The sequence below is a fragment of the Pseudomonas sp. PONIH3 genome (assembly GCF_002934345.1).
GTDB classification, from domain to species: domain Bacteria; phylum Pseudomonadota; class Gammaproteobacteria; order Pseudomonadales; family Pseudomonadaceae; genus Aquipseudomonas; species Aquipseudomonas soli.
On sequence record NZ_CP026386.1, the window covers coordinates 4,454,801 to 4,476,481 of the forward strand.

Annotated in this window: 18 protein-coding genes, 2 tRNA genes and 1 pseudogene; 14 read left to right on the forward strand and 7 right to left on the reverse strand. The window is 62.7% G+C overall.

Features of this window, described 5'->3' with window-relative positions:
- The first annotated feature begins 115 nt into the window (after nt 1–115).
- The 4 genes and pseudogenes from C3F42_RS20645 (at nt 116) to C3F42_RS30360 (ending at nt 4,827) form a co-directional block, all read left to right on the forward strand.
- Nucleotides 116–1,303, forward strand: coding sequence for an ATP phosphoribosyltransferase regulatory subunit (locus tag C3F42_RS20645; RefSeq protein WP_038706891.1), 1,188 nt, complete (start codon nt 116–118; stop codon nt 1,301–1,303).
- A gap of 55 nt (nt 1,304–1,358) precedes the next feature.
- Nucleotides 1,359–2,651 (forward strand): adenylosuccinate synthase, encoded by a 1,293-nt coding sequence (locus C3F42_RS20650; RefSeq protein WP_104444839.1) that lies wholly within the window; start codon nt 1,359–1,361, stop codon nt 2,649–2,651.
- A 1,057-nt stretch (nt 2,652–3,708) separates the two neighbouring features.
- Nucleotides 3,709–3,921, forward strand: a pseudogene (locus tag C3F42_RS30355) (methyl-accepting chemotaxis protein); the annotation flags it as partial.
- A gap of 201 nt (nt 3,922–4,122) precedes the next feature.
- A complete protein-coding gene (locus tag C3F42_RS30360) occupies nt 4,123–4,827 on the forward strand; it encodes a methyl-accepting chemotaxis protein (RefSeq protein WP_371920599.1) in 705 nt (234 codons plus the stop codon).
- Between the two features lie 143 nt (nt 4,828–4,970).
- Here C3F42_RS30360 and C3F42_RS20660 read toward each other — a convergent pair whose 3' ends face one another.
- The 4 genes from C3F42_RS20660 to C3F42_RS20675 all read right to left on the reverse strand — a co-directional run bounded on the left by C3F42_RS20660 (nt 4,971) and on the right by C3F42_RS20675 (nt 7,979).
- Nucleotides 4,971–6,536, reverse strand: a complete 1,566-nt coding sequence (locus C3F42_RS20660; RefSeq protein WP_038706889.1) for an iron ABC transporter permease — start codon at nt 6,534–6,536, stop codon at nt 4,971–4,973.
- The gene (locus tag C3F42_RS20665) at nt 6,536–7,549 is read right to left on the reverse strand and encodes an extracellular solute-binding protein (protein ID WP_023629373.1); all 1,014 of its coding nucleotides are present in this window, start codon (nt 7,547–7,549) and stop codon (nt 6,536–6,538) included. Before C3F42_RS20665 ends, C3F42_RS20660 begins: the two co-directional genes overlap by 1 nt.
- Before the next feature lie 168 nt (nt 7,550–7,717).
- Nucleotides 7,718–7,804, reverse strand: a tRNA-Leu gene (locus C3F42_RS20670).
- An 88-nt stretch (nt 7,805–7,892) separates the two neighbouring features.
- Nucleotides 7,893–7,979 (reverse strand) — tRNA-Leu (locus C3F42_RS20675).
- Nucleotides 7,980–8,077: 98 nt separating this feature from the next.
- Between C3F42_RS20675 and C3F42_RS29425 the strand changes: the two genes are divergently transcribed.
- The 9 genes from C3F42_RS29425 to C3F42_RS20715 all read left to right on the forward strand — a co-directional run bounded on the left by C3F42_RS29425 (nt 8,078) and on the right by C3F42_RS20715 (nt 17,933).
- Nucleotides 8,078–8,251 (forward strand): hypothetical protein, encoded by a 174-nt coding sequence (locus C3F42_RS29425; RefSeq protein WP_023629372.1) that lies wholly within the window; start codon nt 8,078–8,080, stop codon nt 8,249–8,251.
- Nucleotides 8,251–10,824 carry a ribonuclease R gene (gene rnr, locus C3F42_RS20680; RefSeq protein ID WP_104444840.1) on the forward strand — a complete coding sequence of 858 codons (2,574 nt, stop codon included), beginning with the start codon at nt 8,251–8,253 and terminating at the stop codon, nt 10,822–10,824. The genes C3F42_RS29425 and rnr overlap by 1 nt, the downstream gene beginning before the upstream one ends.
- On the forward strand, nt 10,821–11,567 hold the full coding sequence (gene rlmB, locus C3F42_RS20685) for a 23S rRNA (guanosine(2251)-2'-O)-methyltransferase RlmB (RefSeq protein ID WP_104444841.1): 747 nt from the start codon (nt 10,821–10,823) through the stop codon (nt 11,565–11,567). The genes rnr and rlmB overlap by 4 nt, the downstream gene beginning before the upstream one ends.
- Nucleotides 11,568–11,853: 286 nt before the next feature.
- Nucleotides 11,854–12,279 carry a 30S ribosomal protein S6 gene (rpsF, locus tag C3F42_RS20690; RefSeq protein ID WP_023629370.1) on the forward strand — a complete coding sequence of 142 codons (426 nt, stop codon included), beginning with the start codon at nt 11,854–11,856 and terminating at the stop codon, nt 12,277–12,279.
- 28 nt (nt 12,280–12,307) lie between these two features.
- Entirely contained in the window at nt 12,308–12,538 is a 231-nt protein-coding gene (gene rpsR, locus C3F42_RS20695; protein ID WP_003249563.1) for a 30S ribosomal protein S18, read from the forward strand.
- Between the two features lie 34 nt (nt 12,539–12,572).
- Nucleotides 12,573–13,439 carry a hypothetical protein gene (locus tag C3F42_RS20700; RefSeq protein ID WP_104444842.1) on the forward strand — a complete coding sequence of 289 codons (867 nt, stop codon included), beginning with the start codon at nt 12,573–12,575 and terminating at the stop codon, nt 13,437–13,439.
- A gap of 20 nt (nt 13,440–13,459) precedes the next feature.
- A complete protein-coding gene (gene rplI, locus C3F42_RS20705) occupies nt 13,460–13,906 on the forward strand; it encodes a 50S ribosomal protein L9 (protein WP_011535934.1) in 447 nt (148 codons plus the stop codon).
- 112 nt (nt 13,907–14,018) lie between these two features.
- The gene (gene dnaB, locus C3F42_RS20710; RefSeq protein ID WP_023629368.1) at nt 14,019–15,416 is read left to right on the forward strand and encodes a replicative DNA helicase; all 1,398 of its coding nucleotides are present in this window, start codon (nt 14,019–14,021) and stop codon (nt 15,414–15,416) included.
- A gap of 219 nt (nt 15,417–15,635) precedes the next feature.
- Entirely contained in the window at nt 15,636–17,933 is a 2,298-nt protein-coding gene (locus C3F42_RS20715) for a YgiQ family radical SAM protein (RefSeq protein WP_023629367.1), read from the forward strand.
- 34 nt (nt 17,934–17,967) lie between these two features.
- Here the strand turns inward: C3F42_RS20715 and C3F42_RS20720 are convergent, their stop codons facing one another.
- Nucleotides 17,968–18,555, reverse strand: a complete 588-nt coding sequence (locus tag C3F42_RS20720) for a TIGR00730 family Rossman fold protein (protein WP_104444843.1) — start codon at nt 18,553–18,555, stop codon at nt 17,968–17,970.
- A 347-nt stretch (nt 18,556–18,902) separates the two neighbouring features.
- On the opposite strand from C3F42_RS20720, the gene azu reads away from it, so the two are divergent.
- On the forward strand, nt 18,903–19,355 hold the full coding sequence (gene azu / locus C3F42_RS20725) for an azurin (protein ID WP_023629364.1): 453 nt from the start codon (nt 18,903–18,905) through the stop codon (nt 19,353–19,355).
- Between the two features lie 111 nt (nt 19,356–19,466).
- On the opposite strand, the gene nadE is transcribed toward azu, so the two are convergent.
- Nucleotides 19,467–20,294, reverse strand: a complete 828-nt coding sequence (nadE, locus tag C3F42_RS20730) for an ammonia-dependent NAD(+) synthetase (protein WP_031314652.1) — start codon at nt 20,292–20,294, stop codon at nt 19,467–19,469.
- 3 nt (nt 20,295–20,297) lie between these two features.
- Nucleotides 20,298–21,503 carry a nicotinate phosphoribosyltransferase gene (gene pncB, locus C3F42_RS20735; protein WP_031314651.1) on the reverse strand — a complete coding sequence of 402 codons (1,206 nt, stop codon included), beginning with the start codon at nt 21,501–21,503 and terminating at the stop codon, nt 20,298–20,300.
- Nucleotides 21,504–21,681 lie beyond the last annotated feature (178 nt).

Sequence of the window (21,681 nt, forward strand, 5' to 3'; positions counted from 1 at the left end):
TATTGGCTACGGTGGTTGCGCTGGGATCAGTGCTGCCCGCTGTTGTGCGTCAATGCCTGCTTTACTCACGGCTCGCCAGCTGGCAGGCCGCCCGGACCAGAGGGGAAATGGCGTAATGGCAACGGTAGACCGCTGGCTACTGCCAGATGGCATCGAGGAAGTACTGCCACCTGAGGCCGCGCGCATCGAGATCGCGCGTCGTCAGGTGTTGGACCTGTTCCAGAGTTGGGGTTACGAACTGGTCGTCACCCCGCATATCGAGTACCTGGAGTCGCTGCTCACCGGCGCCGGCCAGGACCTGGACCAGCGTACCTTCAAGGTCGTCGACCCGCAGTCCGGCCGCCTGATGGGCTTCCGTGCCGACTTCACGCCGCAGGTGGCGCGCATCGACGCCCACACCCTGCGCCGTGAAGGCCCGAGCCGCCTGTGCTATGCCGGCAGCGTGCTGCATGCACAGCCGCGTGCCCTGTCGACCTCGCGCAGCCCGATCCAGCTGGGCGCCGAGCTGTACGGCGACGCCAGCCCTACCAGCGATGTCGAAGTCATCAGCCTGATGCTCGCCACGCTGCAACTGACCGATGTCGCCGATGTGCACATGGACCTTGGCCATGTCGGTATCTATCGCGGCCTGGCCCGTGCCGCCAACCTGTCCGGCGCGGTCGAGCAGCAACTGTTCGATGCCCTGCAGCGCAAAGCCGTCGATGAAGTGCAGGCGCTGACCGCAGACCTGCCGAAGGACCTGGGCAACATGCTGCGCGCCCTGTGCGAGCTCTGCGGTGGTCGTGAAGTGCTGGCCGAGGCCCGTGTGCGCCTGGGCCGTGCCCCCGCCAGCGTGCTGGCGGCGCTGGACGACCTGTTGGCGATCGCCGATCGCCTGGCTTCGCGCTACCCGGACCTGCCGCTGTACTTCGACCTCGGCGAATTGCGCGGCTACCACTATCACACCGGCGTGGTGTTCGCCGTGTTCGTGCCTGGCGAAGGTCAATCGATCGCCCAGGGCGGCCGCTATGACGACATCGGCGCCGATTTTGGCCGGGCACGCCCGGCCACCGGATTCTCCACGGATTTGAAGACCCTGGTCACACTGGGGCGAGCGGAGGTCGTATTGCCTGCTGGCGGCATCTGGATGCCCGACAGCAGCGATGCGGCCCTCTGGCAGATGGTCTGCCAGTTGCGCAACGAGGGCCAGCGAGTGGTCCAGGCTTTGCCTGGCCAGCCGCTGAGTGCTGCTCTCGAGGCGGATTGTGATCGGCAATTGATTCAGCAAGACGGGCGCTGGCAGGTTCTGCCGCTGACCCATTGAGATTCTTCGCCGGCAATGGGCCGGCACCAAGTTTGCGTGAATGAGGACAAATGTAATGGGTAAGAATGTCGTCGTCCTGGGCACCCAGTGGGGTGATGAGGGCAAAGGCAAGATCGTCGATCTGCTGACCGAACATGCTGCCGCCGTCGTGCGCTACCAAGGTGGCCACAACGCGGGCCACACCCTGGTGATCAACGGTGAGAAGACTGTTCTGCACCTGATTCCGTCCGGCATCCTGCGTGAAGGCGTGCAATGCCTGATCGGCAACGGCGTGGTCGTTGCCCCGGATGCCCTGATGCGTGAAATCACCAAGCTGGAAGAGAAGGGCGTACCGGTGCGCGAGCGCCTGCGCATTTCCCCGGCGGCTCCGCTGATCCTGTCGTACCACGTGGCCCTCGACCAGGCCCGTGAAAAAGCCCGCGGCGAAGCCAAGATCGGCACCACCGGTCGTGGTATCGGCCCGGCCTACGAAGACAAGGTGGCCCGTCGCGGCCTGCGCGTCGGCGACCTGTTCCACCGCGAGCGCTTCGCCGCCAAGCTCGGTGAGCTGCTGGATTACCACAACTTCCAGCTGGTGAACTACTACAAAGAGCCGGCCATCGACTTCCAGCAGACCCTGGACGAGTGCATGGCCTACGTCGAGCAGCTCAAGCCGATGATGCTCGACGTCACCGCCGAACTGCACAACCTGCGCCGCGCCGGCAAGGACATCATGTTCGAAGGCGCCCAGGGCTCGCTGCTGGACATCGACCACGGCACCTACCCGTATGTCACCAGTTCCAACACCACCGCCGGCGGCATCTCCACCGGTTCCGGCGTTGGCCCGATGTACCTGGACTACATCCTGGGCATCACCAAGGCCTACACCACTCGCGTCGGTTCCGGTCCGTTCCCGACCGAGCTGTTCGACGAGACCGGCGCCACCCTGGCCAAGCGTGGCCATGAGTTCGGCTCCACCACCGGCCGTGCCCGTCGTTGCGGCTGGTTCGATGCCGTGATCCTGCGTCGCGCCATCGACGTCAACAGCATCTCGGGCATCTGCCTGACCAAGCTGGACGTGCTGGACGGTCTGGAAACCATCAACATCTGCGTTGGCTACAAGAACGAGAACGGTGCCGTCATCGACGCGCCTTCCGATGCCGACAGCTACATCGGCCTGGAGCCGGTGTACGAAGAGATGCCAGGCTGGAGCGAGTCGACCTTGGGCGTTAAAACCCTGGAAGAGTTGCCGCAGGCCGCGCGCAACTACATCAAGCGCATTGAGGAGCTGGTCGGCGCGCCGATCGACATCATCTCGACTGGTCCGGACCGCAACGAGACCATCGTGCTGCGTCATCCGTTCGCCTGATCAGCTACTTGCTAGCTGACTGAACGCCGCGCCCCCGCAAGGAGGCGCGGCGTTTTCATATGGGTACGAAGTAGCGGGAGGCTTGCCCCGCGCATGGCATCGGCGCAGGCAATTTCGCTGCCATGGATAATCGCCTCATATCTTTGGCATTTATACCTGCTGTCTCAGGCACAACCCTTGCTGTAAGAAGTTTCTGTAGATGCCATCAAAGTAATGGCGCCAGAAACACGAGGGTTACAACGTGTCTGCCATCCTTTCACTGTTACGAAGCCGCCTCTTGCGGCCTGTGTTTGTTGCGCTTGGTATCGCTCTTCTGGTGCAGGTGCTGGTTGCCGTTGCACTGACGCGGAGCACGGTCACCGCCCTGGAAGCCGATTTGGGGGCGCGCCTGGGCAATGACAGCCAGAAACTGGCTGCCGAACTGGAGCAGGCCGGGGAGGATGTCCGGGCTGGGCTCGACAGCCTTTCCGTCAGTACGCGTCAGCGTTTGAGTGCGGGCCTGTCCAGCCGTCTGCAGGATGAGCAGCAGCAGTTGCGCGCGACGCTGGAGGAAAATCTCAGGGACTCGGCCCATGAAATGGCCGATCTGTTGGCCTCGGTCGCGCCACGGGCGATCTGGGACAACGACGTGCCGATGCTCTCGGACTTCGCTCGCCGTGCCCAGCGCAATCCCAACGTGTTGTTCGTGATCTACGACGATGCCCAGGGCCAGCACCTGACCCGCTACCTCAACCGGCAGAACCCGATCAACCAGGCATTGATGGAAAAAGGCCAGGGCGAACGGGCGCTGGACAAGGTGCTGGATGCCGCACGCAAGGATTCGTCGGTGTACTTCGTAGAGGCGTCGATCAACCCCAACGGCGCAGAGATCGGCAAGGTGCTGATGGGCGTGTCCACCGCGGGCATCGACCAGGAGCTCAAGGCTCTGGATCAGCGCTTCGCGGCCTTGATCGCCAGTGGCGAGCAACTGGTCGGGGACAGCCTAGTGGCCGCCGCCGCCGACAGTGGCAAGGCCTTGCGTGCGCGCCTGGAGACAGCCCAGCACAGCGCCACGGCGATGCAGGCCAATACCGCGCAGACGGTGCGTGATGCCGCCGCCGAGCTGCGCTGGCGCATCGGCCTGGGTCTGGTGCTGGTCGGTCTGGGTGTGCTGCTGGTGGTGGCCGTGGTGCTCGGGCGTCGCGTCCTCAGCAAGCTTGGCCTGCTGATCGCCGCGTTGAACGATCTGGCCGCCGGCGAGGGCGACCTGACCAAGCGCGTCAAACTCGATAGCCGTGACGAGATCGGCGACATGGCCTCGGCGGTCAATCGCTTCGTCGACAAGCTGCAGCCCATCGTCCGCGAAGCCGGCGAAGTGGCGCAGCGTACTGGCGTGGAGATCGACAGCATGGCCCAGCGCAACGCCGGTGCCGATGCCGCTGCCGCGTTGCAGCGCGACGAAGTGGCTGCCAGCCTGCGCGACCTGTCGAGTATGGCTGACGAGGCCCAGGCCGAGAGCCATGCCATGCAGGCGGCATTGCAGCAGGTGGTGGACATTCGCCAGGCGACCGACGAGAACAGTCGTGCTTCGACGCAGCTGGCGCGGTTGATCGAGAACCTGGCCGGCGAAGTGCAGACTGGCTCCCAGGTGATCGAGCGGCTGGCCAAGCAGAGCGAGCAGATCGAGGTGGTACTGACGGTGATCCATGGCATTGCCGAGCAGACCAACCTGTTGGCGCTCAATGCCGCCATCGAAGCGGCGCGGGCTGGAGAAACCGGGCGCGGTTTCGCCGTGGTGGCCGATGAGGTGCGTGCCTTGGCGAGCAAGACACAGAGCTCGACCGGGGATATCCAATCGCATATCGCTGCGCTGCAGCAAGGCGCCAAGGAGGCGGTGGCGACCATCAGTCAGGCCGGGCGCCAGGCCAGTGAAGGCTTGCTGGTGTTACGCGACAATGAGCGGCGCCAGCAGTCGGTGCAGGCTGCGGTCGAGCAGGTGCATGCGGCGATCGGCCTGGCCACGCGAGCGGCCGAGCAGCAGGCCAGCGGCGCGCAAGCCGTGCGTGGGCGAGTCGAAACCATCCATGCCCAGGCCGAGCGTTCGGCCGAGGTGGTAATGCAGACCACCGCCAGCAGCAAGGTACTGGATGACCTGGCGGCGCAGTTGCGGGCCAGTCTGGGGCAGTTCAGGGCCTGAGGAAAGGTGGGGGGCTGATCGCCGGCAAGCCGGCTCCCACATTTACAGTGCGGCTTGAGAGCGACGCGGTAGGGGTGGGAGCCGGCTTGTCGTGGCGACGAACCGCGGCAAAAGGGGCGCAACGCGCCCCCAAGAGGAGGTTGTCACGCCTTGTTCAGGTACATCCTGGTAGTCAGCAGATACACCGGCAGCCCCGACACCACGATCAACAACGCCGCATAAGGCGCCGCCGCCGCGAACTCGACGTTGGCGGTATGCGCCCACACCTCGGTGGCCAAGGTGGTCATCCCGGTCGGGCTGAGCAGCAGGGTCGCGGTCAGTTCCTTCATCGCATCCAGGAACACCAGGGCGAACGCTGCTGCCATCGCCGGGAAGATGATCGGCAAGGTAACCCGGCAGAAGGCTGCGAAGCTGCTGGCGCCCAAGGTGCGCGCCGCCTCTTCCAGGGTTGGCGAGGCCTTGTTCAGTGCGGTGCGCACCGGCGACTGCGCCAACGGCAGGAACAGCAAGGCATAGGCCAGGATCAGCAGCGCCGTAGTCTGGTACAGCGCCGGCACATAGTGCAGGGCGAAGAACACCAGGGTCAGTGCAATGACCAGACCGGGCAGGGCGTGCAGCAGATAGGGCAACCGCTCGGCCCAGATCGCCAGGCGCCCCTTGTAGCGAACCACCAGGAAGCTGATTGGCAGTGCCAGCAGCACGCAGAAGCCAGCGCCACCCAATGACACCGACAGCGAGGTGCCCAGGGCCTTACCGATGGCCGCGACCGGGAAGGCCGCCGATGAGCCCACGCTCAGCCAGTAGCCGAGCATGGCCAGTGGAATGCCACTGCCCAGCACCGCCAGCGCTAGGCAGAACAGCTGCCCCAGTGGCATCCAGCCGCGCAGTCGCAAGGGTTGGGCGCGGCGCGCCACGCCCTGGCCAATGCGCACATGACGCGCCTTGCCACGCACCCGCAGTTCCAGCCACAGCATCGCCAGGCACAGCACCAGCAGCACCGCCGAGAGCATCGCGGCGTTGGCGTTGCTGAATTCCAGTTCGAACTGCTGGTAGATCGCCGTGGTAAAGGTCTGCAGGCCAAGGATCGACAGGGCGCCGAACTCCACCAGCATGTGCAGGGCAATCAGCAGCCCGCCGCCGAGCATCGACGGCCACAGCAACGGCAGGGTGATCTTGCGGAACACGCCCCAGCGGCTGCAGCCCAGCGTGCGCGCCGACTCCTCCAGCGCGGTATCCAGGTTGCGCAGGGTGGCGGCCACCGGCAGGAACACCAGCGGGTACTTCGACAGTGCCATCACCAGGATCGCCCCGCCCAGCCCTTCGAAGTCCGAACTCAGCGACACCCAGGTGAAGCTGCTGACGAACGATGGCACGGCAAACGGCAGGCATAGCACCACGCCCCACAGGCGTCGGCCAGGCAGGTCGCTGCGCTCCAGCAGCCAGGCCAGGGCCACGCCCACCACCAGGCACAGCGCGGTGACGCCGACCATCAGCAGCAGGGTGTTGCGCAGCAAGCCCCACACGAACGGACGCCATAGCAGGCGCAGGGCTTCATGCCAGCCGGCATCCCAGGCCTTGAGCCCGACGTACAGCAATGGCAGCAGGCTCATGGCCACCAGGAACAGCACGGGCAGCACCACCCAGATGGACGGGCGCTTGCGCTTGGGGACGAAGCGCGCCAAGGCGGGCGAGGGCAGGGCGGCAGTCATCAGAGCAGGCCAACCTCACGTTCCAGCTCGATGGCTTCCTCGGCATTGCCAAGGTCGGCCGGCGAGATCTTCGGCGGGCGCAGCTCATCGAACGGCTTCAGGCCACGGTCAGAGACCATGCCTTTATGCAGCGGGTATTCGGCGGTGGTCTGGGTGATCACGCGCTGGCCTTCTTCGCTGGCCATCCAGTTGAGCAGGGCCTGTGCTTCTTTCGGATGCTTGCTGGCCTTGACCGCAGCGGCGCCGGAGATGGTCACCAGGTTGCCGGCGTCGCCGTCGGCCAGGTAGTACAGCTTGGAGTCTAGCTTGCCGCGCTCGCGCTCCAGGGCGTACCAGTAGTAGTTGTTCACCAGCACGGCGGCGACTTCGCCCTTCTCCACGGCCTTCAGTGCGACCATGTTGTTGGTGTAGGTCTTGCCGAAGGCTTTCAGGCCGGTCAGCCATTCTTCGGTGGCTTCGCGCCCGTGCATCTTGAGGATGGCCACCGCCTGTTCCTGGAAGGCGCCGCTGGTGGGCACGTAGCCGACACGGCCGTCCCATTCGGGGCCGGCGAAATCCATCACCGTGGTCGGCAGGTCTTTCTCATCGATCTTCTTCGGGTTGTAGACCACCACGCGGGTGCGCGCGGTAACGCCCATCCAGGTGCCGTTGGCGCCCACGTATTCCTTGGGCAGCATGTTCAGGGTGGCGTCGTCGATCTTCGCCAGTAGGCCCAGTTCGCCCAGGTTGTTCAGCGGTGGCGACTCTTCGGTATAGATGATGTCGGCCGGCGAGCGTTCGCCTTCCTCGATGATCTGGCTGGCCAACTGGTTGCTGCTGCCCTTGCGAATATTGATATGAATGCCGGTCTTGGCCTCGTAGGCCTTGGCGATGGCTTCACCGATTTCCTTGTGCTGGCCGTTGTACATCGTCAACGTGACCGGTTCGTCTGCCAGGGCGGCCGGAGCGCCGATCACCAGGCTCAGAACTGCGGCGGCCAGGGTGCGCATCAGCGGTTGCGGGCGGATCGTCATGCGGGTATTTCCTCGCTTACGGCTACATATTTGGAAACAATGGTAAACGAAATTGTTTCTCAAATGGGCGCATGTCGGGAAATTCATGGGTAGACGAAGGAGGGGCTGCCCGGCGACATGAAATCGCAGGCAAGAAAAAACCCACTAGCAAGCTAGTGGGTTTTTGTATGGTGCCCAGGAGAAGACTCGAACTTCCACGACCGTTAAGTCACTGATACCTGAAACCAGCGCGTCTACCAATTCCGCCACCTGGGCAAAGCTTTGCATCGTCTGCTGAAGGCGACTTTCGTCTGCTTTCACACAGTAGTAACAGATCCTTGGTCATCTGTTACTTGAAAATTTTTGGTGCCCAGGAGAAGACTCGAACTTCCACGACCGTTAAGTCACTGATACCTGAAACCAGCGCGTCTACCAATTCCGCCACCTGGGCACACATTCGAGATTAAAAGATGCTTTACAGCGTCGTTCATCTCTACTACAACTCCGGGGTTGTCCGTCGTTGTGGTGCGCACTATACGGACGCTCCTGATGGCTGTAAAGCCCCTGATCGAAAAAAAATTCAAAAAATTCAACCCGTTGATTCCACGCGCCTATTTTCGTTCGGCGGATACCGCGTCGGGGCTGTCCAAGGCTGACATTTCCGGTTTCAATACGTCTATGCCAGAATTCATATCTATATACCCCAAGGTGAACCCCTTCTGATGGCCGATTGGCAATCCCTCGATCCCGAGGCCGCTCGCGAAGCGGAAAAATACGACAACCCTATCCCCAGCCGTGAGCTGATCCTGCAGCGCCTCGCCGACCGTGGCGAGCCGGCTGCCCGCGAACAGCTGGCCGAAGAGTTCGGTCTTTACGAAGAAGACCAGATCGAAGCCCTGCGCCGCCGCCTGCGTGCCATGGAGCGCGACGGTCAGCTTATCTATACCCGGCGCGGCACCTATGCCCCGGTGGACAAGCTCGACCTTATTTGTGGCCGTGTCTCCGGGCACCGTGACGGCTTCGGCTTCCTCATCCCCGACGATGGTAGCGAGGACCTGTTCCTCAGCCCGGCACAGATGCGTCTGGTGTTCGATGGCGACCGCGGCCTGGCCCGGGTCTCCGGTGTAGACCGCCGTGGCCGTCGCGAAGGCGTGCTGGTAGAGATCATCTCCCGCGCCCATGAAAGCGTGGTTGGTCGCTACTTCGAAGAAGGCGGCATCGGCTACGTAACCCCTGACAATCCGAAAATCCAGCAGGAAGTCCTGGTCACTGCCGGACGCAACGGCGGCGCCAAGATCGGCCAGTTCGTGTCGATCAAGATCACTCACTGGCCAACCCCACGCTTCCAGCCGCAGGGTGATGTGGTCGAGGTGATCGGCAACTACATGGCTCCGGGCATGGAAATCGACATCGCCCTGCGCAGCTATGACATCCCGCATGTCTGGCCACAGGAAGTGATCAAGGAAGCGCGCAAGTTCCGCTCCGAAGTCGAGGAAAAAGATAAAGAGAAGCGCATCGACCTGCGTCATCTGCCTTTCGTCACCATCGACGGCGAAGACGCTCGCGACTTCGACGATGCGGTGTATTGCGAACCGTTGGGCAAGCTGCGCATGTTCTCCGGCGGCTGGCGCCTGTACGTGGCCATCGCCGACGTTTCCAGCTACGTGCGCCTGGGCTCGGCGCTGGATACCGAAGCGCAGCAACGGGGTAACTCGGTGTACTTCCCCGAGCGCGTCGTGCCGATGCTGCCCGAAGAACTGTCCAACGGCCTGTGCTCGCTGAACCCGCACGTCGATCGCCTGGCCATGGTCTGCGAAATGACCATCAACAAGGCCGGCCAGATGGTCGACTACCAGTTCTACGAGGGTGTCATCCACTCCCATGCGCGCCTGACCTACAACAAGGTCAGCAGCATGCTCGAGCATTCCCGTACCCGCGAAGGCAAGGCCCTGCGCGAGGAATACAGCGCGGTGCTGCCGGACCTGAAGAGCCTGTACGCCCTGTACAAGGTGCTCCTGGCGGCCCGTCACACCCGCGGCGCGATTGACTTCGAGACCCAGGAAACCCGGATCATCTTCGGTGAAGATCGCAAGATCGACGAAATTCGTCCGACCGTACGCAACGACGCCCACAAGCTGATCGAGGAATGCATGCTGGCGGCCAACGTCGCGACGGCCGAGTTCCTGCAGAAGCACAACGTGCCTGCGCTGTACCGCGTGCACGACGGCCCGCCGCCGGAGCGCCTGGAGAAGTTGCGCGCATTCCTCGGTGAGCTGGGCCTGAGTCTGCACAAAGGCAAGGACCCTTCGCCTAAGGACTACCAGGCACTGCTGGCGAGCATCGCTGGGCGCCCGGACTTCCACCTGATCCAGACCGTCATGCTGCGCTCGCTGAGCCAGGCGGTGTACAGCGTCGAGAACAACGGCCACTTCGGCCTGAACTACGAGGCCTACACCCACTTCACCTCGCCGATCCGTCGTTACCCGGACCTGCTGGTGCATCGCGCCATCCGTAGCGTGATCCGCTCCAAGGTCGACACCCCGCACGTCAAGCGTGCCGGTGCCATGAGTATTCCCAAGGCGCGCATCTACCCGTACGACGAAAACAGCCTCGAGCAGATGGGCGAGCAGTGCTCGATGACCGAGCGCCGCGCCGACGAGGCTACCCGCGACGTGGTCAACTGGCTCAAGTGCGAGTACATGCGTGATCGCGTCGGCGAGACCTTCCCTGGTGTGATCACCGCGGTGACCGGCTTTGGCCTGTTCATCGAGCTGACCGACATCTATGTCGAAGGCCTGGTGCATGTCAGCGCCCTGCCGGGTGACTACTACCACTTCGATCCTGTGCATCACCGCCTGTCCGGTGAGCGCAGCGGCCGCAGCTTCCGCCTGGGCGACACGGTCGAGGTTAAGGTCATGCGTGTCGACCTCGAGCAGCGCAAGATCGACTTCGAAATGTCGGAGAAGACCGTCACCGCACCGGTCGGCCGCAAGCCACGCGCTGCCGCGCAGCCGGTGGTCGAACAGGCGCCTGCCGCTGAAGCGAAGATTTCGCCCAAGCCGCGGAGCCGCAAGAGCGAGGCCTCCGAGGCGTACTTCCCGAAAGACGCGGTGCAGCGCAATGCCGAGGTGCGCAAGAGCCGTGAAATGAAGAAGGCGCTGATGGGCGAGGCGCGTGCCAGCGGCCATGCCGGCGGCAAGTCGGATAAAGGTGGCAAGTCGTCCGGCAAGCCGACCAAGCATCGCAAGGGGCCGCCCAAGTCCGGCGCGCCACGCAAGGGCAAGAACAAGTCATGAGTCAGCTGGAAAAGATCTACGGCGTGCATGCCGTGCAGGCACTGCTGCAACACCACCCCAAGCGGGTAAAACAGATCTGGCTGTCCGAAGGGCGCAGTGAGCCGCGCATCCAGGCCCTGCTGGAGCTGGCTGCGCAGAACCGCGTCCAGGTCGGCCAGGCCGAGCGCCGTGAACTCGACGCCTGGGTCGAAGGTGTGCACCAGGGTGTGGTTGCCGAGGTGAGCCCGAGCCAGGTGTGGGGCGAGGCGATGCTCGACGAGCTGCTCGAGCGTACCGAGACGCCGCCCTTGATCCTGGTGCTCGATGGCGTCACCGACCCGCATAACCTCGGCGCCTGCCTGCGCACCGCCGATGCGGCCGGGGCGACCGCCGTGGTGATCCCCAAGGACAAGTCCGCGACCCTGACCGGCGTGGTGCGCAAGGTGGCCTGCGGCGCCGCCGAGGTGATGCCACTGGTGGCCGTGACCAACCTGGCGCGTACCCTGGAGAAACTCCAGCAGCGCGGACTGTGGGTGGTGGGAACCGCTGGCGAGGCCGAACAGGAAATCTACCAGCAGGACCTGACCGGTCCGCTGGTGATGATCATGGGGGCCGAAGGCAAGGGCATGCGCCGCCTGACCCGTGAACACTGTGATTTCCTGGTGAAGTTGCCGATGGGTGGCAGCGTCAGCAGCCTGAACGTTTCGGTGGCCACCGGGGTGTGCCTGTTCGAGGCCGTGCGGCAGCGTCAGGTCAAGCGCTGATTCGTTGCTCGTGGGGCGGGTTCGTGGGAGCGGGGCAAGTCGGGTCGCCGCATCGCCGCTCCCACGAACCCCGTTCCCGCAAGCAGCACCCAGCCTGGCGAATATATCTCCGGCTGTTCAATTATTCGCCAACCTCCTTGCTTGTCCTTCCCGGCTTCTCTACAATTGCGCCCCTTGCCGAGCTGGCAGGCGCGCATGTGCCTTCTCACTAGGGCAAGACATACAGTGTCATTCACTCCTTGTCTGACCAGGTTGCTGGCAGACTACTAACCCGTAAGGAGCATTCATGCGTCATTACGAAATCATCTTCCTGGTTCACCCGGACCAGAGCGAGCAAGTCGGCGGCATGGTTGAGCGTTACACCAAGCTGATCGAAGAAGATGGTGGCAAGATCCACCGCCTGGAAGACTGGGGCCGTCGTCAACTGGCCTACGCAATCAACAATGTTCACAAGGCTCACTACGTGATGCTGAACGTTGAGTGCTCCGGCAAGGCCCTGGCCGAGCTGGAAGACAACTTCCGCTACAACGATGCCGTGATCCGTAACCTGGTCATCCGTCGCGACGAAGCCGTCACCGGCCCGTCCGAGATGCTCAAGGCAGAAGAGAACCGCAGCGAGCGCCGTGAGCGTCGCGAACGTCCTGAGCATGCTGATGGCGCCGAAGGCGACGACAGCAATGACAGCGACAACAGCGATAACGCTGACGAGTAATCCACGGACCTTTTGAGGAGCCTATTACATGGCACGTTTCTTCCGTCGTCGTAAATTCTGCCGCTTCACTGCTGAAGACGTGAAAGAGATCGACTTCAAAGATCTCAACACCCTGAAAGCTTACGTATCCGAAACCGGCAAGATCGTTCCAAGCCGCATCACCGGTACCAAAGCTCGTTATCAGCGTCAGCTGGCCACCGCTATCAAGCGCGCCCGCTTCCTGGCCCTGCTGCCCTACACCGACAGCCACGGCCGCTGAGACCGGGTCGTCGACTAAGTAGCAAGGGATAGGCATGCGAGCGTTGGCAAGTTTCATCATGCGCGGTCGTGTGCAGGCCACCCTCGTGGTGGTCATCAGCGCGGTACTGCCGCTGCTGTTCTGGTTGAGTGCCGCCGCTGGGAGCCTGGTTCTCCTGCGGCGCGGGTTCAAGGACGCTTCATCGGTCATCGCCTGGGGCCTTCTGCCAGCGTTGATCATGGGGTTCTTCGGCGAACCGAGCACCTTGCTGGTGCTGCTGGGAACGCTGGGTCTGGCCGCCTTGTTGCGCGCTGGGCATTCGTGGACTCGGGTACTGCTGTCCAGTGTCGCGTTAGGCTTGCTATACAGCCTGATCCTGGATGCGGTGATGCGCGAGACCTTCGAGGTGCTGGCCAAGGCGCTTGAAAAAGCCCTGCCGCAGTTCGAGGGCCAACCGGTACTACCTGGTGAGCTGATCGGCCCTTTGCTGGTCGCTTCCAGTGCGGTAATGCTGCAGCTGTTCAGCCTGCTGGCTTTGATGCTGGCGCGGTATTGGCAGGCTGCGTTGTACAACCCCGGTGGTTTCGGGCGCGAGTTTCGCGAGCTGAGGCTGCCGCTGGTACCGATGCTGGTGCTGGTGTCATTGATGGTGTTGGGCCCGTTCATCGGGTCGCAGTTCATCGTCCTGGCCAGTGCGTCCAGTCTGGTGCTGCTGCTCGCTGCCATCGCCCTCATTCATGGGTTGGTGGCACAAGGGCGACTAGCTGGTTTCTGGCTGGTGGGGATGTACGTGACGCTGCCGCTGCTCATGCAGCTGATGTATCCGTTGCTCGTGGTTCTGGCCATTGTCGACAGCCTGATTGATTTTCGCGGTCGCAAGTCCCCTTCACAGGGTGACGACTCCGCGAACGGTGAAGGTTAAAAGTTAAGAGGTTTTACCAAATGGAACTGATCCTGCTGGAAAAAGTCGCCAACCTGGGCAACCTGGGCGACAAAGTAAACGTTAAGGCTGGTTACGGCCGTAACTTCCTGCTGCCATTCGGCAAGGCCACCGTTGCCAACGCCGCCAACCTGGCTGCGTTCGAAGAGCGCCGCGCCGAGCTGGAAAAAGCTGCAGCAGACAAGAAAGCTTCGGCTGAAAGCCGCGCTGCCCAACTGGCCGAGCTGGAAGTGACCATCACTGCCACCGCTGGCGACGAAGGCAAGCTGTTCGGTTCGATCGGCACCCACGACATCGCTGACGCCCTGACCGCCTCCGGCGTTGAAGTGGCCAAGGCTGAAGTTCGCCTGCCGAACGGCACTATCCGTCAGGTTGGCGAATACGACGTAGCCGTGCACCTGCACAGCGACGTTGAAGCTACCGTACGTGTGGTTGTCGTAGCTGCCTAAGCTGCCTTAATCGACTGGCCCCTCGTGGGTCAGGCGGTTAACATCGGGCACGGTCCTGTTTTGCGCAGGCCGTGCCCTTTGTCTTTTTCATCTTGCAGAATTTTTCGTGGCCATGAACGAGATCACCACCCCCGAACAACTCGACCTGCAAACCGCTGCCCTGAAGGTGCCGCCGCATTCCATCGAGGCCGAACAGGCCGTGCTCGGTGGCCTGATGCTGGACAACAACGCCTGGGAGCGAGTGCTGGACCAGGTGTCGGACGGCGATTTCTACCGGCATGACCATCGCCTGATCTTCCGCGCCATCCACAAGCTGGTGGACGCGAACCAGCCGTTCGACGTGGTCACCTTGCACGAACAGTTGGACAAGGAAGGTGTGTCTACCCAGGTGGGCGGCTTGGCGTATCTGGCCGAGCTGGCCAAGAACACCCCGTCGGTGGCTAACATCAAGGCCTACGCCGCGATCATCCGTGAGCGGGCCACGCTGCGACAGCTGATCAGCATCAGCACCGACATCGCCGATAACGCCTTCAACCCCCAGGGCCGTAACGCCGAAGAGATCCTCGACGACGCCGAACGGCAGATCTTCCAGATCGCCGAGGCGCGGCCGAAGACCGGTGGGCCGGTGGGGGTCAACGAACTGTTGACCATGGCCATCGATCGCATCGACACACTGTTCAACTCCGACAGCGATATCACGGGCGTGTCCACTGGCTTCACCGACCTGGATGAAAAAACCAGCGGCTTGCAGGCGGCAGACCTGATCATCGTCGCGGGCCGGCCGTCGATGGGCAAGACCACCTTCGCCATGAACCTGGTGGAAAACGCCGTGTTGCGCAGCGATAAGGTGGTGCTGGTGTTCTCCCTGGAGATGCCCGGTGAATCGCTGATCATGCGTATGCTGTCGTCGCTCGGGCGCATTGACCAGACCAAGGTGCGTTCCGGCCAACTGGACGACGACGACTGGCCGCGGCTGACTTCGGCGGTGAACCTGTTGAACGACCGCAAACTGTTCATCGATGACACTGCTGGCATCAGCCCCTCGGAAATGCGTGCGCGTACCCGCCGCTTGGCGCGAGAGCATGGCGAGATTGCCATGATCATGGTCGATTACCTGCAGCTGATGCAGATCCCGGGTTCGGCCGGTGACAACCGAACCAACGAGATTTCCGAGATCTCCCGCTCGCTCAAGGCGCTGGCCAAGGAATTCAACTGCCCGGTAATCGCCCTGTCACAGCTCAACCGCTCCCTCGAGCAGCGTCCCAACAAGCGCCCGGTCAACTCCGACTTGCGTGAATCGGGTGCGATCGAGCAGGACGCCGACGTGATCATGTTCGTTTACCGCGACGAGGTGTATCACCCGGAAACCGAACACAAGGGCGTGGCCGAGATCATCATCGGCAAGCAGCGTAACGGCCCCATCGGCTTCGTGCGCCTGGCGTTCATCGGCAAGTACACCCGTTTCGAGAATCTCGCGCCGGGCATGTATAACTTCGACGACGACGAATAAAACCATCTTGCTGGGCTGGCCCCTGTGGGAGCGGATCGTGGGAGCGGGCTTACCCCGCGATGGCGATGGTGAATTCCCCGATGTCAACGCGAGGCAAGCTCGCTCCCACAGTGATATTTGTTGGCACGCTTGAATCCGACCACCACCGTCGGATTTGGTCAAAATTTGTGCTATATTTCGCGCCCGCGATTTCCCTGCACTTTAAAACCGGTCACTGACATGCAAGCAGCCAAACCACTCTACGACTATCCCAAGTACTGGGCCGAATGCTTCGGGCCAGCGCCGTTCCTGCCGATGAGCAGGGAGGAGATGGATCAGCTCGGCTGGGATTCCTGCGACATCATCATCGTGACCGGTGACGCCTACGTCGACCACGCGTCGTTCGGCATGGCCATCATCGGTCGACTGCTCGAGGCCCAGGGCTTCCGGGTGGGCATCATCGCCCAGCCGAATTGGCAGTCGAAAGACGACTTCATGAAGCTCGGCGAGCCGAACCTGTTCTTCGGGGTCGCGGCGGGCAACATGGACTCGATGATCAACCGCTACACCGCGGACAAGAAAATTCGTTCCGACGACGCCTATACGCCTGGCGGCCTTGCCGGCAAGCGCCCGGACCGCGCCAGCCTGGTGTACAGCCAGCGCTGCAAGGAAGCCTACAAGCATGTGCCGATCGTGCTTGGTGGCATCGAGGCTTCGCTGCGCCGCATCGCCCACTACGACTACTGGCAGGATAAGGTCCGCCATTCGATCCTGGTCGACGCCAGCGCCGACATCCTACTGTACGGCAACGCCGAACGCGCGATCGTCGAGGTTGCCCAGCGCCTGTCCCAGGGTGAAAGCATCGAGCACATCACCGATGTGCGCGGCACCGCGTTCATTCGTCGCGACACCCCGCAGGGCTGGTTCGAGATCGACTCCACCCGTATCGACCGCCCGGGCCGCGTCGACAAGATCATCAACCCGTACGTGAACACCCAGGACACCCAGGCCTGTGCCATCGAGCAGGCCAAGGGCGACCAGGAAGACCCGAACGAAGCCAAGGTGGTGCAGATCCTCGACAGCCCGAGCGTCACCCGCGAGAAGTCGGTGATCCGCCTGCCGTCGTTCGAGAAGGTACGCAACGACCCGGTGCTCTATGCCCACGCCAACCGCGTGCTGCACCTGGAAACCAACCCGGGCAACGCCCGCGCCCTGGTGCAGAAGCATGGCGAGGTGGATGTGTGGTTCAACCCGCCACCCATCCCCATGACCACCGAAGAGATGGACTACGTGTTCGGCATGCCCTATGCGCGCATCCCGCACCCGGCGTATGGCAAGGAGCGCATCCCGGCCTACGAGATGATTCGCTTCTCGGTGAACATCATGCGTGGCTGCTTCGGTGGCTGTACCTTCTGCTCGATCACCGAGCACGAAGGCCGGATCATCCAGAACCGCTCGCACGAATCGATCCTGCACGAGATCGAGGAGATGCGCGACAAGGTACCCGGCTTCACCGGCGTGGTCTCCGACCTCGGCGGGCCGACCGCCAACATGTACCGCATCGCCTGCAAGAGCCATGACATCGAGAAGCACTGCCGCAAGCCGTCGTGCGTGTTCCCGGGCATCTGCGAGAACCTCAACACCGACCACAGCTCGCTGATCGAGCTGTACCGCAAGGCTCGCGCCCTGCCGGGGGTGAAGAAGATCCTGATCGCCTCGGGCTTGCGCTACGACCTGGCGGTGGAGTCGCCGGAGTACGTGCGTGAGCTGGTCACCCACCACGTCGGCGGTTACCTGAAGATTGCCCCGGAGCACACCGAGCGTGGCCCGCTGGACAAGATGATGAAGCCGGGCATCGGCACCTACGACCGCTTCAAGCGCATGTTCGAGAAGTTCTCGAAAGAGGCGGGCAAGGAGCAGTACCTGATCCCGTACTTCATCGCTGCCCACCCGGGCACCACCGATGAAGACATGATGAACCTGGCCCTGTGGCTCAAGGGCAACGGCTTCCGTGCCGACCAGGTGCAGGCGTTCTATCCGTCGCCGATGGCTTCGGCCACGGCCATGTACCACTCGGGCAAGAACCCGCTGCGCAAGGTCACCTACAAGAGCGAAGGGGTGGAGATCGTCAAGAGCGAGGAGCAGCGCCGCTTGCACAAGGCGTTCCTGCGCTATCACGATCCGAAGGGCTGGCCGATGCTGCGCGAAGCGCTGCAGCGCATGGGCCGCGCCGACCTGATCGGACCGGGCAAGCACCAGCTGATCCCGCTGCACCAGCCGGCGACCGACACTTACCAGAGTGCGCGGCGCAAGAACTCGACCCCGGCCGGGAGCCACAAGGTGGGCAAGGACCAGAAGATCCTCACCCAGCACACCGGCCTGCCGCCGCGCGCCAGCGATGGCAGCAAGCCGTGGGACAAGCGCGAGAAGGCCAAGGCCGAGGCGTTCGCCCGCAACCAGCAGGCGGCCAAGGAGCGCAAGGAAGCGGCCAAGGGTGGCAAGGGCAAGAAGCCGCGCCAGCCGGTGATTCCGCGCTGATCATCAAAGGGGCTGCAAAGCAGCCCCCTGCTGGTCAATCAGGCTGCTTGTCGACCCACTTCGGCACCACGGGTGCAACGAAGCTGTCCATCCCGTCCAGCAACTCATCCGGCTGCTCCCCGAGCAACAGCATCGCCCGGTGCTGCGGCCGCACGAAACCTTCCTCGACAATATGGTCGAGGAACCCGCCAAGCCTCGCGTAGAAACCATTCACATCCAGCAGCCCCAGCGGCTTGGCGTGATACCCCAGCTGCCCCCAGGTCCATACCTCGAACAGTTCCTCCAGCGTGCCCAGGCCACCTGGCAGGGCAATGAAGGCGTCGCTGAGTTCGGCCATGCGCGCCTTGCGCGCATGCATGCCGTCCACCACTTCCAGGCGGGTCAGGCCCTTGTGGCCGATTTCGGCGTTCATCAGGCTTTGTGGGATGATGCCGATGACTTCGCCCCCGGCAGCCATGGCGGCATCGGCCACGGTGCCCATCAGGCCGACCGCGCCGCCGCCATAGACCAGCGTCAGGCCACGGCGGGCGATGGCCTGGCCGAGGGCGACGGCGGCTTCACGGTAGGCAGGATTGGCACCGATGCTGGCGCCACAGAAGACACAAACGGAACGTACAGGCATTGCTTATCTCCCTTTACATGCGCGCACAGGGTAAGACGCATGCCGATCGGTTCCAAGGGGATCATTCGGGACGGGCGAACTCGCAGACCGCTGAACCGGCGGCACCGCAGGCGTAGGCTGCCAGCAGGCTGCGCATCATGTTGCTCAATGTCATGACATTTGCTCCTGATTGAGAGGTTGTCTCATCGTCTATTAAGAGGGCATGATGTGCACTTTGATTGGTTGTATACAATCCATTGAACAAATCTACTGGCTGGCTACTTGACACCCCTTGACCCATATCAGGTACGGGCGTCCTGTTTTCAGGCAGTCTCGCAATTGATAAAACCCTGCCAAGGAGATTCATGATGTTTGCGAAAGCTGTAGCGGTATCCCTGCTGACCCTCGCCAGCGCCTCCGTCTTCGCTGCTGACAAGTGCTCGGTGACTGTCGACTCGACTGACCAGATGTCCTTCAATACCAAGGAAATCACCGTCGACAAGAGCTGCAAGGAGTTCACCGTAAAACTGACCCACTCCGGCAGCCTGCCGAAGAACGTCATGGGGCATAACCTGGTGATCAGCAAGACCGCCGACATGCAAGGCATCGCCACCGAAGGCATGTCGCAAGGCCTGGACAAGGACTACATCAAGGCCGACAACGCCGCGATCATCGCCCACACCAAGATGATCGGCGCTCCTGAGAAAGAAACCGAAGTGAAGTTCGATGCCACCAAACTGGAAGCTGGCGGCGACTACAGCTTCTTCTGCACCTTCCCGGGCCACATCTCGATGATGAAGGGCAAGGTCGTCGTCAAGTAATCAAAACCTGACGCAATACCCTGTGGGAGCGGCCTTGCACCGCGATGGCGATGGTGAATCCACCACGTCATCGCAGGGCAAGGCCGCTCCCACAGTTGTTTCTAAGCCTGATCAAGGGGCGAACGGCAGCTCGCGCTTGTGCTGGGTCTTGCGGTAGGTAGCGACGATGATGTCGAACGCCTCCTGGCTCACCGGCTCACCGTGCAGGAAGGCGTCGATCTGCTGGTAGGTCACGCCGTGGGACGCTTCGTCCGGCTTGCCCGGTTCAAGGTCTTCCAGGTCTGCGGTCGGTACTTTCTCCACCAGCGATTCCGGCGCGCCAAAGCTGCGCGCAATGGCCCGCACCTGGTTTTTCACCAGCCCGCTCAGCGGTGCCAGGTCGCAGGCACCATCACCAAACTTGGTGAAGAAGCCCATTACCGCTTCGGCCGCATGGTCCGTGCCGATCACCAGGCCGGCACGGGCGCCGGCGACGGTGTATTGGGCGACCATGCGCGTGCGCGCCTTGACGTTGCCGACGACGAAGTCGACCAGGGTCGGCGAGCCGTTTTTCAGTTCCTCGACCTCTGCCGCCAAGGCCTTTACGGCTGGGGCGATGTCGATGGTGTGCACCTCGTCGGCCTTGATCACCTCCAGGCAGGCCTGGGCGTCGTGCTCGTCGTGCTGCACGTGGTATGGCAGGCGTACGGCGATGAAGGTATAGGCCTTGTCGCCGGTCTCGGCGCGCAGTTCGTTGATGGCGCGCTGGGCGAGGAGGGCGGCGGTCAGCGAGTCGACACCGCCACTGATGCCCAGTACCAGGGTCTTGAGCCGGGCATTGGCCAGGCAGTCCTTGATGAACGCCACGCGTCGGGCCACTTCCTGCTCGAGGGCGGCGGCATCGGCGAACGGCGGCTGCACCTTGAGCGCCTGGGCAATCTCTTGCTGAACGGCTTGCATGGGTTACTCCTTGCTGGGGACTTTGAATACATGGCGCATGTAGGCAACGAAGTTTTCGTCGCGGCACTGGGTCTTGGCGGCTTCGTCGGAGATCTTTGCCACCGGCGAGCCGTTGCAGTCGGTCATTTTAAGCACGATGCTCATGGGCGCCACGCCGGGAATGTCACAGGTCAGGTTGGTGCCGATGCCGAAGCTGACATTGATGCGCCCACGCAGGGCCCGGAAGATCTCCAGCGAGCGGGTCAGGTTCAGGCCATCGGAGAACACCAGGGTCTTGGTCATCGGGTCGATACCTAGCTTCTGGTAATGGGCGATGGCCTTTTCCGCCCAGGCCACCGGCTCGCCCGAGTCATGGCGCAGGCCATCGAAAAGCTTGGCGAAGTACAGGTCGAAATCCTTCAGGAAGGCATCCATGGTGATGCAATCGGTCAAGGCGATGCCAAGCAGTCCGCGGTACTCGCGCACCCAGCAGTCCAGGGCGGCGATCTGGCTGTCGATCAGGCGTGGGCCGAGCTGCTGGTGGGCCATGATCCATTCATGGGCCATGGTGCCCAGGGGCTTGATATCCAGTTTCCATGCCAGGTCGACGTTGCTGGTGCCGACGAAGCGGCCCGGGAACTCATCGCGCAGCACCCGTACCACGTCTTCCTGCACGCGGCTGGAGAAGCGCCGGCGGGTGCCGAAGTCGGCTACCTGCAGTTCGGCCAGCTCGTCGTCGCTGGCGTGGGCGCGCAGCCAGTCGAACTTGCGATATAGCTGATCGCGGGCTTCGGCCAGGCGCATGCGCGGGTGCAGGTGGCGGTTGCGCACTTCGCTGATGATGGCCAGCAGCGGCACTTCGAACAGGATCACATGCAGCCATGGGCCTTTCAGGCGGAGAAACAGTTGGTCGTTCTCGATGCCGATGCGCACATAGCGCAGGTTGAAGCGGAACAGGCGCAGGAAACGCAGGAAGTCCGGCTTGAGGAAGCTGATGCGCTCGAGGAAGGCCAGTTGGCCGTCATCCAGGGTCAGCTCGCTGAGCAGCTCGAGCTGGTTGCGGATCTCGCCCAGGTAGGGGCGCAGGTCCTCGCCGTTGCGGCAGCGAAACTCCCATTCGACATCGGCGTCCGGGTAGTTGTGCAGGACGCCCTGCATCATCGTGAGCTTGTAGAAGTCGGTGTCGAGCAGGTTGTGCACGATGCGCTCGGCGAATGCGCTCTCGCTCATCAGGGGGAAGCTCCAAGGCGGGCAATAGCGACCATTGTGCCAGATCGCGGGGCAAGCCCGCTCCCACGCCGCCCACGATATTGGCCTCTGCAGGTAATTTTGCGTGCGCCAGCTAGCCTTCAAACAGTGCTCCCTGTAGCAGTCGCGCACCAGTGGTGTGCAGTTCGGTGACGTCCGC

Coding starts and splice junctions, on each gene's coding strand:
- C3F42_RS20645 (WP_038706891.1), top strand. CDS start 116: ATGGCAACGGTAGACCGCTGGCTACTGCCAGATGGCATCGAGGAAGTA.
- C3F42_RS20650 (WP_104444839.1), top strand. CDS start 1,359: ATGGGTAAGAATGTCGTCGTCCTGGGCACCCAGTGGGGTGATGAGGGC.
- C3F42_RS30360 (WP_371920599.1), top strand. CDS start 4,123: ATGGCTGACGAGGCCCAGGCCGAGAGCCATGCCATGCAGGCGGCATTG.
- C3F42_RS20660 (WP_038706889.1), bottom strand. CDS start 6,536: ATGACTGCCGCCCTGCCCTCGCCCGCCTTGGCGCGCTTCGTCCCCAAG.
- C3F42_RS20665 (WP_023629373.1), bottom strand. CDS start 7,549: ATGACGATCCGCCCGCAACCGCTGATGCGCACCCTGGCCGCCGCAGTT.
- C3F42_RS29425 (WP_023629372.1), top strand. CDS start 8,078: ATGGCTGTAAAGCCCCTGATCGAAAAAAAATTCAAAAAATTCAACCCG.
- rnr (WP_104444840.1), top strand. CDS start 8,251: ATGGCCGATTGGCAATCCCTCGATCCCGAGGCCGCTCGCGAAGCGGAA.
- rlmB (WP_104444841.1), top strand. CDS start 10,821: ATGAGTCAGCTGGAAAAGATCTACGGCGTGCATGCCGTGCAGGCACTG.
- rpsF (WP_023629370.1), top strand. CDS start 11,854: ATGCGTCATTACGAAATCATCTTCCTGGTTCACCCGGACCAGAGCGAG.
- rpsR (WP_003249563.1), top strand. CDS start 12,308: ATGGCACGTTTCTTCCGTCGTCGTAAATTCTGCCGCTTCACTGCTGAA.
- C3F42_RS20700 (WP_104444842.1), top strand. CDS start 12,573: ATGCGAGCGTTGGCAAGTTTCATCATGCGCGGTCGTGTGCAGGCCACC.
- rplI (WP_011535934.1), top strand. CDS start 13,460: ATGGAACTGATCCTGCTGGAAAAAGTCGCCAACCTGGGCAACCTGGGC.
- dnaB (WP_023629368.1), top strand. CDS start 14,019: ATGAACGAGATCACCACCCCCGAACAACTCGACCTGCAAACCGCTGCC.
- C3F42_RS20715 (WP_023629367.1), top strand. CDS start 15,636: ATGCAAGCAGCCAAACCACTCTACGACTATCCCAAGTACTGGGCCGAA.
- C3F42_RS20720 (WP_104444843.1), bottom strand. CDS start 18,555: ATGCCTGTACGTTCCGTTTGTGTCTTCTGTGGCGCCAGCATCGGTGCC.
- azu (WP_023629364.1), top strand. CDS start 18,903: ATGTTTGCGAAAGCTGTAGCGGTATCCCTGCTGACCCTCGCCAGCGCC.
- nadE (WP_031314652.1), bottom strand. CDS start 20,294: ATGCAAGCCGTTCAGCAAGAGATTGCCCAGGCGCTCAAGGTGCAGCCG.
- pncB (WP_031314651.1), bottom strand. CDS start 21,503: ATGAGCGAGAGCGCATTCGCCGAGCGCATCGTGCACAACCTGCTCGAC.